8 protein-coding genes and 2 CRISPR repeat arrays are annotated in these 12392 nt (G+C 40.0%); of the genes, 1 reads left to right on the top strand and 7 read right to left on the bottom strand.

Annotation, left to right across the window (positions count from 1 at the left end; all coding sequences use genetic code 11):
* Position 1: 1 nt before the first annotated feature.
* Positions 2 to 917: direct repeats of the CRISPR family, unit length 33 nt; unit sequence ATTTCAATCCACACTCCCAATACAGGGAGTGAC.
* Between the two features lie 159 nt (positions 918 to 1076).
* The 7 genes from cas2 to BN1243_RS17655 are packed head-to-tail and all read right to left on the bottom strand — an operon-like array spanning position 1077 to position 8913.
* Positions 1077 to 1367 carry a CRISPR-associated endonuclease Cas2 gene (gene cas2 / locus BN1243_RS17685; RefSeq protein ID WP_062109038.1) on the bottom strand — a complete coding sequence of 97 codons (291 nt, stop codon included), beginning with the start codon at positions 1365 to 1367 and terminating at the stop codon, positions 1077 to 1079.
* Positions 1368 to 1376: 9 nt separating this feature from the next.
* Positions 1377 to 2408, bottom strand: a complete 1032-nt coding sequence (gene cas1c, locus BN1243_RS17680; RefSeq protein WP_062109036.1) for a type I-C CRISPR-associated endonuclease Cas1c — start codon at positions 2406 to 2408, stop codon at positions 1377 to 1379.
* Positions 2405 to 3064 carry a CRISPR-associated protein Cas4 gene (cas4, locus tag BN1243_RS17675; RefSeq protein WP_062109034.1) on the bottom strand — a complete coding sequence of 220 codons (660 nt, stop codon included), beginning with the start codon at positions 3062 to 3064 and terminating at the stop codon, positions 2405 to 2407. The genes cas1c and cas4 overlap by 4 nt, the downstream gene beginning before the upstream one ends.
* Positions 3051 to 3926, bottom strand: a complete 876-nt coding sequence (cas7c, locus tag BN1243_RS17670) for a type I-C CRISPR-associated protein Cas7/Csd2 (protein WP_062109032.1) — start codon at positions 3924 to 3926, stop codon at positions 3051 to 3053. The genes cas4 and cas7c overlap by 14 nt, the downstream gene beginning before the upstream one ends.
* Positions 3907 to 5823, bottom strand: a complete 1917-nt coding sequence (cas8c, locus tag BN1243_RS17665) for a type I-C CRISPR-associated protein Cas8c/Csd1 (RefSeq protein ID WP_062109030.1) — start codon at positions 5821 to 5823, stop codon at positions 3907 to 3909. The genes cas7c and cas8c overlap by 20 nt, the downstream gene beginning before the upstream one ends.
* A complete protein-coding gene (gene cas5c, locus BN1243_RS17660; RefSeq protein WP_062109028.1) occupies positions 5820 to 6545 on the bottom strand; it encodes a type I-C CRISPR-associated protein Cas5c in 726 nt (241 codons plus the stop codon). The genes cas8c and cas5c overlap by 4 nt, the downstream gene beginning before the upstream one ends.
* A 13-nt stretch (positions 6546 to 6558) precedes the next feature.
* On the bottom strand, positions 6559 to 8913 hold the full coding sequence (locus tag BN1243_RS17655) for a CRISPR-associated helicase/endonuclease Cas3 (protein ID WP_062109026.1): 2355 nt from the start codon (positions 8911 to 8913) through the stop codon (positions 6559 to 6561).
* A gap of 485 nt (positions 8914 to 9398) precedes the next feature.
* Positions 9399 to 11067: a CRISPR direct-repeat array (repeat unit 33 nt; unit sequence ATTTCAATCCACACTCTCTATACAGAGAGTGAC).
* A 96-nt stretch (positions 11068 to 11163) separates the two neighbouring features.
* On the opposite strand from BN1243_RS17655, the gene BN1243_RS17650 reads away from it, so the two are divergent.
* A complete protein-coding gene (locus BN1243_RS17650) occupies positions 11164 to 12327 on the top strand; it encodes an IS256 family transposase (RefSeq protein ID WP_062109024.1) in 1164 nt (387 codons plus the stop codon).
* Positions 12328 to 12392 lie beyond the last annotated feature (65 nt).

Below are 12392 nucleotides of genomic sequence, written 5' to 3'. Positions count from 1 at the left end.
TATTTCAATCCACACTCCCAATACAGGGAGTGACAATGTACGGCTATCGCGTCAGTGAGGTTAGAAAGCCATTTCAATCCACACTCCCAATACAGGGAGTGACGCACTTTGATTCATACGCTAGGGGAATCATTATTATTTCAATCCACACTCCCAATACAGGGAGTGACAGTAAATTGAGTAAGCTTTTTCTGATAATCCCATAAATTTCAATCCACACTCCCAATACAGGGAGTGACCCTCGGATTTACTCGGACGATGATCGACTTGGGAATTTCAATCCACACTCCCAATACAGGGAGTGACCAGATTGCGCATGGGCAGAATCGCAACGCTCAAATCATTTCAATCCACACTCCCAATACAGGGAGTGACGATCCTTCTTAAAAAGCTTGGATGCATTAGAGGATTTCAATCCACACTCCCAATACAGGGAGTGACACGGAGTGTAGCAATTTATTTTTTAAAAAAATTATTTCAATCCACACTCCCAATACAGGGAGTGACTCGAATATATGATATGCTCATCCCCTTGATTGAGATTTCAATCCACACTCCCAATACAGGGAGTGACTTATCAAAATTTACGACAGGAAGCTTGCCATCTTCAAATTTCAATCCACACTCCCAATACAGGGAGTGACGGAAAAAGATCTAAAAAGGATCGAAGAATTTAAAAATTTCAATCCACACTCCCAATACAGGGAGTGACGACCTTTAACGATTGAGGGGGGAAAAAATTGAGCATTTCAATCCACACTCCCAATACAGGGAGTGACGGTGGTGCCAGCACTGGAGTTGAAATGGCCACAGGACTATTTCAATCCACACTCCCAATACAGGGAGTGACCAAAATGATTATCGAGTATGAGGACGGACGTAAGATTTCAATCCACACTCCCAATACAGGGAGTGACCGCAAGATATAGAGATTACTTCTACCACCATCACTATACCTTGTTTTTCAAACCATTAACTAAATATTTTTAAACAAGTTTTATCATACTATAAGGCATCTTTTGCTCAAAAGTTGCGCGAACCTCCCAGGGATTTCATGTTCACTTCAGGTTCGCACATCAGAAAATCAGTGGATCCTCTACTTTTATCGATGGCTTTGCACCTATATGCCTAACTTTTGTATCATGGTTATTACCTAAGCGGTAATATCGTAAACTATCAACATCTGGATCAATGATTTCTTCAAGTGCAAATTCGAGTTGGCGTAATTGTGTGCTATCCACGATACATTCAAAAACAGAGTTTTGTACTCGAACACCATATTCTTCACATTTTTTGGCAATTTTCCGCAAGCGTCTTTTGCCACTATCTGTTTGTGTCTCCACATCATAGGTAACGAGAACAAGCATTGTGAACACCTACCTAATTAGAATTGGGGGATATGCATCGAGATCCCCACGAAGATAACGTGCTAATAATAACGCTTGAACGTGTGGGATAAGCCCCCAAGGTATTTTTTCCTTTAAGAAAGGATGTGTAATAGATTGTTGCTTTTCCTTTTGCCATAATTGTAAAAAATTCTTACGTGCATCATCCTTTAAAATGACAGCATTATTTTCTTTTACAATAAAGTCATGGCTGCTTACTTGCTTACGGTTGATTAACTTTAGGATAAATCTATCTGCAATAATAGGCCTTAATTCCTCCATTAGATCAAGAGCAAGCGAAGTTCTCCCCGGACGATCTCGATGTAGGAAACCTACATATGAATCCAAGCCTACTCCTTCAAGAGCAGCAGCTGTTTCCGATGCTAGGAGCGAATATGCGAATGAGAGCATAGCATTTACAGGGTCTAAAGGTGGTCTCCGATTTCGTCCACGAAAGAAAAACACGTCTTTCTGTTGCAGAACACATTCTCCAAAGACACTATAATAAATACTAGCTGCATTCCCCTCGATGCCACGCAATCCATCTAGATTATCGCATTCACTGACAGCCGCTCTTGACGCTTGCAACCTTTCAATCGCCCTATTAATCCGTTCACCATCTACCCTTAAAGCATGGTCTCTTATATTCCTCTTTAACAGCTGTTCACTGTTAAAAATTTTTCCTATAATCATATGCTTTGAAATACTGGCAGACTTTTCTTCATCATCAGATATCCTGTATTGTTTTTTCCGTAAAGTGACGTTCCCGTTTAGCTCCCCGGTGAGACGCCCCCGAAAGCGACCCCTACCGGAAAAGAAGGTTAGGCTAATATTCTGTTCCAAACATTCATTCATTAAGGCTGGGCTTGCTCCTTGATATCCAAACGTACATATCGCCTCAATATTATGCAAAGGAATCCGGGCAATAGACTCCTCTGATTTTAATAGATTCAAATTCTTACCTTTTAATGCGAGATACACTTCGGGATCAGAAACATAAACGGTATTTAATAATTGTTTCACTCTGCCAACATCCTATTCATGTAAGTTGATACTTTCTCTCGCTCTAAAAGTTCTGGCATGCACCTATTGCGTAACGAACAGCGCTGGCAATGTTTTCCGGTCTTCACCCGTGGTGTATGCCTTTGCTTATAGTAATGATGCATTTCCTTTGTCATCACTCTAACCCGTTGTTTCATTTCCTCAGTAATTGTTAAAGTTTCACGTCGTTTCACTTCATGATAATAAAGGGCCGCTTCCTCAATCTTTGTCCCAAGCATTTCTTCAAGACATATCGTTTGAGCAGTAAGTTGGAAAATATCTGCATCGTGAGTTTTTGGTTTACCGCGTTTATATTCAATTGGTTTCGGTTGATAGAGTCCCTTTTCTTTAGCCAGTGGTATGCCTTGTTCATGTAATGAGAATTCAACCATATCACATATTCCACTAATTCCTAATTCTCCAGAGTGAATTGGTAGTGCACGCACATAGATTGTATCTCCTCTTTTTTCCCGCAAAAATGGATCATCTACTTTTTCGTGAAGGTAATTTCCTTCAATAGTTAAGACATTTTCTTCCCACTCCTGTTCAATATGAATAAGTGCCCACTGCCTTCTACAAAAGGCAAAATGCTGGATACCTGACAACATCAGATAATCCTCTTCCTCATAGCCCGTCATATTCTTCTACTGACAGTCCTTCCAATGGTTCTACTGTAATTTTGTAGTTTTCAATAGACGATGGCCAGCTATCCTTTACCTTTTCCACTTTCATTGAGCGATGCACGGCAGCGGATGAATATTGCCCTAACTTGGAATTGTGTTCCCACCAAAATAATTTGTTCACTTCCATGCTGCCATCCGGTCTTGCTGATGAGGCATCATTAGCAAATAAAGTTTTCAGCGCCTCTTTCAATTTCTCTGCATCTTCATAAGTAAAGCCTGTCCGCTCAGCAAGTTGCGGGTTGATGCTGCCGCAAAATACATACACCCCAAAATCTACGCGGTGCTTCATCCCCATTGTGTCCGCTGTTTTTTGACTAGGATCCTTTTCATTTGTAGTGGAGTTCACGCTTTTCGTAATTTGCATACTCGTTACATCAACTGGTTCAATACTTGTTGCCGTATGGATTGAGACAGGCCCTCGTATACCAATGGACATTTTCGCTCCCTTAAATGCGAACACCTGCCCAAATGCACGTACGTCATACCATGTCTGACTTGCTATCACCTCTGCAGTTTGTTCATCTGTTCCAGTTGCTTTGGATTTGGTCAACAATTTCTTCAATTCCTCAACAGAATCAACCCTATCTTTAATACTGCGATATGAATCGGAGCGTCTTTCATCCGATTGCACTAGAATCGATTCCCCTTCATCTTGGAGACGATTTCTAAGCTTACGTTTAATGGCAACATCCGAAACTTCACCATGCCCATAAAAATCTTGGCGGGGACGGTTCCCATTCAAGGGATCTCCATTTGGGTTGGCCTTATCAACGGTAAAAACTACTGCAAAATCAATTTTATGCTTCAATGGTGTCATTTTCTTTTTCCTCCCTTTTTGTATACATATCTTGGATTTGACTGCTGTATCCAAGTAAAAATACTGGTCCAAGTGGATCATTTGTCATCTTGTCAACAGTTAGTCGGGACTCTATTCTTTGTAACAGCATCGCGTAATAACCTGTACTGTATCCCGCACGCTCAAAATATGGGCTTAGCTGTTTCCGTATGACCATCCAAGTACGAGCTGGATGCTGTGAAAAAGCATTAAAGTACCTTGTCGCATTCGTAGCTCTGTTCTCATCACGTTCTTTTAAGATTCTCTTTTCCATGACTTCAGCAACCCCAAGCAAACGACCAAATAGGTAATCTCGCGAATCATTCTCTTCTTGTATCGCCACTTTGTATCCCTCACTTTCATATTGCTTATTAATTAATGCACAGGCAATATTCAACGTTGCCTCCCATGATTCCATCGTATTTTTAAAACTAAAAGGATTTTTCACTCGATTAAAGATGATCTGGACAATATCTCTAGGCAATGGCTTCTGTTCCACAATACAAGGCAGTAAACGAGTATAAAGATCTTTTTTGATTCTGCTATCAGCTTTGCTCCCATAGACCGCTTCCGCAATTCGGTATGTTGAAGGAGCACCGACGTAATTATGAATCTTATTGTTCCCAGATTCCTTATAGCTCTGAAGCCAGCGACAAGTGTTGTGCCATTTTTGAATAGATTCATAGAATAGCTTCGCTTTAAATTGTTGATAATAGACAACGGCTAATCTTCCCTTAGTAGCCGCATCGAGCGCCATAACAAGAATGTTCTCCAAGTTGTCGTCCGTTAATGTATGAGCCATTCCCTGCAACGCTTTATTTAGTTCCTCTGAGACAAATTCCTCCGTATGACTGATTGCCTCCAAAGCAAAAATATCTTCAAACGATTCTCCACTACTTTTTAATAAATCAGCTGTACTGACGAATGGATCTGGTGCTTCTGGTTGCTCTATTCCGAAAGCTACAAAATAACGTGAATCAACATATGTCCCTTGACGCTGAATGAGCCACCGTAATGCATGATGGGCTTTTTGTGAAACATCATAACTAATTTGCACTGCTTCTGTTGGCTTAGTAAAACGCCCCCGATAAGTAAAACCTGAACTATCGTTAGCTGAAATTAACTTAGCCATATCGCCAGCATTCCGAATACGCGAGCCATGCTGCGTCGTTAAAACAGTCTGTTTTCCTGTAATGTAACAATAGCCTGTTTCCTGTTCTCCTTTCTTTTCCATAAATTTGATAAAGTCATCGAACAGCTCTTTATCTTCCCACACTACAGGATCATCTGATGACATATGCATAACATCAAAGCGAACAAATGCTGATAAAGCATCAGATGCAATTACTTTATAGATTTCTGGCTTTTCACTAGGAGAATTGGAAGGCCATTTCTCGATTATTTTCCCCTGTGAATCGAGTGGAAGTATGTTGGCATTGACAATATCTTCTATTAGACACCTCTTAGAAATGTAAGCATAGATTGCCGAAACCTTGTGTGAAACATCAGCAACTTCAGCCCACTCCTTCATCTGTTTACGGTAATCTTGATAATGTCCTTCATACTTGGGATTTCCTCCAAATTTCACAAAATCTCCCGCGACATAAGCCAATTTATCATGAATGTAATGCGGAGCGCTTGTACTGCTTCTATTCGCTGAGTCAGAAGTAGCTGGAACGATTGTACGAGCATTCTCTTTATCAATCACTTTTGCACTTTGGAATTCTCCATCTCTCGTAATCAGTATTTCTATATGAGCACTTTGCATCACATGTGAAACAGGCAACAATGTCATCCGCTGATTGCGTCTCTCTTCAAACTCTCCAACCTGTGATATATTTTCGTCATATACTTCTGACAACAGTTTGAGCCAACTCATTTTCCCACCTCCTTGAAGATTGCTTCATATTCTTCCTCCACAGGGGTAAAGTTGATACCTTTTTCAAAAGACTTCATCTTGTCTTTATAAATAGTTCGAACGAGCTCACAATCTTCTGGGCGTTGGAACGTAATAATGCCGTTCTTCATTGTTGGCACCCATAGTCGTGCTTGGAATTGTTTCTGATTTCCTTCATCTGGATATGTAAATCCGTGGAACATCGGGCCAAAACTTATCTCACCATAATGATCGTAAAAGCCTTCCCCTTCGCCAAACGTGCACGCTTCGACATACCCTTGACATTCTCTCGTACCAAGAAAGATATCACGCCGGCCTCCTCTTTCCACTGACCGTTTCGCAATGTTATGATGCTTATGTTCGTTCCGGTCATAGGCCAGGTCTGGTCTGTTTTCATTAAACTCAAAATGCGCGCGTACCTGATACATTGGATCCCGTAAATACGTATAGTACATCAAATCATTTTCGGCACTTTGGTATTTGATTGGCCGGATCGCTTTAACCTCTGTTTGAATCGGGTTTATCACGCGAACTTCATCGATATACCACGTAATCGTGGGCTTCCAATAGATAGATTCAACAATTCCCTTCAACGCTTGATACGTCGGAACTTGATAAGTGAATTTTTCTCCGCCAATCCGCGTTACGGGATCAGTAAAAAGTGCATACTTTCCGTAAACAACAAATTCAATCTGGTTTCGCATGGATTTCACCTCCTTAAAAGTTATACGTTACCAACTCTGCCTGACCATCTATCGTCACGCCATAAGACTCATCATAAGCTTTTTCATTTAAGCAATAGATAGCGTTATCATAAAGCGGACTAATCATTCCTTCTGTATTTAACGCATCTGATTCATGTTTATAAAGATTGACACTGTATTGTTGAGCTTTTTTCATCAGTTGGTTAAAAACTTTAATATCTCGAATATCCTCATTTAAATTAGCAATAATGTCTTTCCCCTCGCCATATGGGACAATGACAGCAGTAGTTGGAGAGTCAATTGCTTCAAAGTGCCGCTCGATCGTCTTAAACATACCTAAAGATCTTGTTTTTGGACGTTGTTTCATAGCCGTAGAGCCATCCATTAAAGAGAAAAGTGTGTGACCCAATTCCCTCGGCGCTATAAGAATTTCCCTTTGAGCTTGTGCTAGAAAATGAGTCGAATATGTTCGAATCGCTGCTGGGCTAAGCAAGTTTTTCGCAAATTTTGGCTCTGACAAGATATAATTCGCTGTTACTTCAGCACCAATTCGGATCTCTGGAAGCTTATCCAAATTTTCGTCTTTTGCTCGAATGATATAAACATCACCCTGTTCTCTCTCCCCATTTCGATTACATCTACCAGCAGCTTGTGCAATAGAATCTAATCCAGCAAGGGACCGGATGACGGATTCAAAACTAATGTCTACACCTGCCTCAATGAGCTGCGTGCTTACACAAATTACTTTCTCTTTCCCAAGCTTGTCTTTGATTTCTGCTAACTTGACCTTCCGATGCTCAGGACACATCGAAGTACTCAAATGCACTAAATGGGCAACCCCTTGTTTTTTTAACATTTGATACAACTTTCTGACCGCTGTTTTTGTATTTAAAATGATTAATAGAGATTCACTTTCAAGGATGAGTTTTTCAGCAAAACTAGCAATCTGCTCCGAATCCCATCCTTCAGGTTCTACCAAATCACGAATAACGACCCTCTTAAATGCATCCACCACTTCGTCTAACTTGGGGACAATTTCTGCATCTATATTTACTTCTGGCTTTACCTTGTCCAGCGCTGGCTGCGTTGCCGTGCATAACATAATACTGCTATTTCCGATCGTATGTAGAAAATTAATCGCAGTATTAAATAAAGCTCGATGCTGAAAAGGTACAGATTGCACTTCATCAAAGACAATAACCGCGTTCGTTAAATGATGTAAGCGACGGCTCTTCCTCGTGCCTTTTTGATAAAACGCGTCTAAAAATTGCACCATCGTCGTAAAGATAATCGGATAATCCCAGTTTTCCCTCCCTAGCTGTAGTTGTTTATGGTGATGAGAGTCGTAAAAATCTGTTTCATTATCTGATTGAACATCATCCATGACATTTGCATGATGCTCCAACACTGCTTCTGGATGGGCGATCATGTTTCTTACAGCCTGTGCATTTTGTTCCAAGATAGTCGTATAAGGCACAACATATATAATCCGACTTTTTTGATGAAGATCTGCGTGCCTCAAAGCATAACGCAGACTAGCGTAAGTTTTTCCACCTCCTGTAGGAATCGACAACGAATAAATAGAAGAAGGATTACTCGCAAATTGATCACACTTGTCCGACATTTCATTGCGCAACTCGTTGATTGGATGAATATCCCCCTTTTTCCACGACTCTATTGTCTTCATCAGGTATTGATAACCCTCTCTGAAAACGCATTCATTATTAGAGTTAGGAACTGCTTCATTCTCCTCGAAACATCTCGTATTCGTCCTGTCAGCATCAATGAGACAGCTAAAAACTAACTTTTGCATAAGAGTTAAGTATGCCGCTGGATACCCTAACGCCTTTACCTTTTTGGTAAACGCCTGGAATTCTAGCTTCGCCTCTTCCACCAACTGCTCAACCTTCTCTTTATTACCTTTTATTCGTTCAAAATTCCTAACAACTTCATCGTAATAAGGTAATGTTTCATTTGTGACACGTCTTACATAATCTGAAAGTTTCAAATCAGGTTGTACGAAATTCTGCAAACCAGAATGATGAGATAAGATCGCCATTCCTACCGTTTCCACTACATAATCCTGCAAAGGACTTTTACCATAGAAATGATCATATAAGTATTTCGCACCAGCTGTTGAATGATCAATTTTTTCCTTAGCAACATTGTTTTCTAGCACAGCATTCTTTAAATAAGTCGTAAAATGAATGGTGAACTTACCCATATCATGCAAAAAACCAGACAGTTCGGCATGAGCTCCTAGATTTACTAAATTCCCATACTGCCGGGCCAGAAGTGCAACTTCTTCCAAATGTTCCTGAACCGATTGTTCTACGTGATCACTTTCTCTGATATGTGCCAAAAACATATCGATCACATCCCTATTCATAGATAATATTACTTAGTTTTATTTTAGTTCCTAATTACTAGTATACCATCATAACTTACTAAATGTTGGTAAAATTGATCAAAAAAGCATGGCTATAACTAATTTAAAGTAATTTTTCTAAAAAAATATCATATTAAGTTACTAGACTGAGCGTTTCTACTAGTTCTTATATATTCACAAATATTGTTTTGAAAATTCATATCATTACTGTAGATAGCGTTCCACTGAGCAATTAAACAAATAGCCGCATTTGGCTCAACTCAGTCTATCAGAACTGTGATGTAAAAAGGGTTGGATTTTAAAGGGATCTTTATTTATCCTCTCTGTTGTTGAGGTCGTATTGGCAAGTACACCGAATGTTTAACAGTTTAGTGTAGAGAGGGACAATTGGTGTGTAGTACTTGGAAAATTACAATGGTCACTCCCAATATAAGATGTGGTGGCAAAAGTATTTTTAAACTTTGTGTTCAATTCATACTTCCTATACAGAGAGTGACTATAAACCTGTCGATATGTCTGGTTTGACTACTGATTTCAATCCACACTCTCTATACAGAGAGTGACAATACTGGTGGAACGCTCCTATTAACTTTTTGGAATTTCAATCCACACTCTCTATACAGAGAGTGACGCTGAAACGGATGCAAATGATTATAGGGCCCAATATATTTCAATCCGCACTCTCTATACAGAGAGTGACGGTATCTAAAGAAGTCTGTTAAGGAGGCCACTAATATTTCAATCCACACTCTCTATACAGAGAGTGACGGGAGAAGGTAATGGCTGTCTGGACGGCGGTAGTTGAATTTCAATCCACACTCTCTATACAGAGAGTGACTTAAGTGTAAAAGACTCTATGTATCTACCTTTTTATTTCAATCCACACTCTCTATACAGAGAGTGACACTTTTCAACTGTTTTTTAACTTCTTCAACATCTTATTTCAATCCACACTCTCTATACAGAGAGTGACGGGTTTCTCGTTCCTTTGGATAGGTTTAAATCTTCCATTTCAATCCACACTCTCTATACAGAGAGTGACGATGTGATCCTACACCCGTATGATTCTATTGACATTTCAATCCACACTCTCTATACAGAGAGTGACAGATACGTTTAAGAGAGAAATAAACCGATTTGGAAATTTCAATCCACACTCTCTATACAGAGAGTGACGTGATGACTTGGAATCTTCACAAAACACAAACACAGCTATTTCAATCCACACTCTCTATACAGAGAGTGACAGTATACCAAAATTAAAAAGGCTCATGCAGGTGATATTTCAATCCACACTCTCTATACAGAGAGTGACTGTGATAAACGATGTTGCCAGGCTGATGAATGATTTATTTCAATCCACACTCTCTATACAGAGAGTGACAAAACGAATGGGCCTATGCCCTTTTTCTTCGATATTTCAATCCACACTCTCTATACAGAGAGTGACTTTGACGGTGTGGAGCTATCGAACGATACGGAAACAATTTCAATCCACACTCTCTATACAGAGAGTGACAAGGTAAGTTATACAGTAGCTTCAAGACATATACAATTTCAATCCACTCTCTCTATACAGAGAGTGACGTGATCTGAATGATTACCGATGATATTTTACAGATTTCAATCCACACTCTCTATACAGAGAGTGACACACCGAGCGTGCTTAAAGCGCGCGGACGATATTATTTCAATCCACACTCTCTATACAGAGAGTGACCGTCATCAAAGAAATACTTTTTAACGGGGATAGGTTATTTCAATCCACACTCTCTATACAGAGAGTGACGTTTATAAGAATCGCCCTCTTTCTTATCAGTTTATTTCAATCCACACTCTCTATACAGAGAGTGACGCTTAGTAAAGCAGATGTTGGTCAGTGATCGTCTAGCTATTTCAATCCACACTCTCTATACAGAGAGTGACGGTTCTCCTGATGGCTTACTTGCATATCCGTGTGGACATTTCAATCCACACTCTCTATACAGAGAGTGACGCCATCAATTTAAGAGTTTCATCTCCTGTTAATTCATTTCAATCCACACTCTCTATACAGAGAGTGACAGTTTTTGCGAATGATAATTGAAGAATTCTTTTCATATTTCAATCCACACTCTCTATACAGAGAGTGAGATTAAGTCCATATAATTGTGTAAAAAGAAAAGGAGTCAAATTAATTCCTCGTGGCTACAATGTTATCAGCGAAGAAAACAAAGAGGAGGAATTAAGATGACTCAATTACAGTTTAACCTTAATATGGACTATTTAAAAGCAACACTTATGAATTCTGATCTGGACGACGTTGTAAAAGCATCCATTGTTCTGGTCTTAAATGAATTCATGGAAAAAGAACGAGATGAGCACTTGCGCACAGAGGCTTATGAAAGATCGCCAAAACGACAGGATTACCGGAACGGCTATTATGAGCGTGATCTCCTTATGAGTATAGGGAAAATTACGTTGCGAGTGCCACGTACTCGTAATGGGGACTTTTCTACATCGGTTTTCGAACGATATGCCCGTTGTGATCAGGCCTTCGTCCTTTCTATGCTTGAAATGGTAGTCAACGGGGTATCAACCCGGAAAGTGAAAAATATTGTCAAAGAACTTTGTGGAGAAAAAGTCTCAAAGTCATTTGTCTCCTCCCTAACAGAAAAGTTGGATCCGGTTGTCAATCGTTGGGCTAATCGACCATTAAATACGATGTATTTTCCTTATATTTTCGTGGATGCCATGTACATAAAAGTCCGTGAGTATCAACGTGTGATATCCAAAGCTGTCTATATTGCGACGGCGATTAATGAGAACAACGAACGGGAGATTCTGGGGTTAAAAGTGGATCACTCAGAGAGCCATGAAGCCTGGAAGGGATTTTTTCAATACTTGCATTCGCGAGGACTCCAAGCACCCAAGTTGGTCATATCTGATGCGCACAAGGGATTAAAAAAGGCAATAGAGGAAGAGTTCGTAGGAACTACTTGGCAACGATGCACCGTGCACTTCAAACGGAATATCTTTGATAGCTTGCCAAAGAAAGATAGTGAGAAAGTGAAGATGGGAATCAAGAGGATTTTTGAAGTGGTCAAGCCTCAAGATGCCAGGAAGTTAAAAGAGGACTTTTTAAGGGAGTTTGGCTCCGAAACGAAATTGGAAAAGACGATTAACATCTTAGAAGAAGGCTTCGAAGATGCCATTCAATACTTAAATGAGGAAGAGAACTATCATAAACACATACGAAGTACAAATTCACTGGAGAGGCTGAACCAGGAAGTCCGGCGTAGGGAAAGGGTGATTAGGATTTTCCCAAATACCCAATCAGCGTTTAGGCTAATTGGAGCTGTTTTAATGGAGTATGCGGATGAACAATCTGGTAAAAAAGTGTCAAAGGCATAGGGGGTAGCGCGGAGCGCGCGAATTTTGATTATTGAAGGGGTACCCCTTCAATAATCAAAATTCGC

The sequence above is a fragment of the Bacillus niameyensis genome, from assembly GCF_001375535.1.
Lineage (GTDB): Bacteria > Bacillota > Bacilli > Bacillales > Bacillaceae_C > Lederbergia > Lederbergia niameyensis.
The sequence above is the reverse complement of the archived record's forward strand: the minus strand, read 5'-3'. Positions and strand labels throughout refer to the sequence as shown.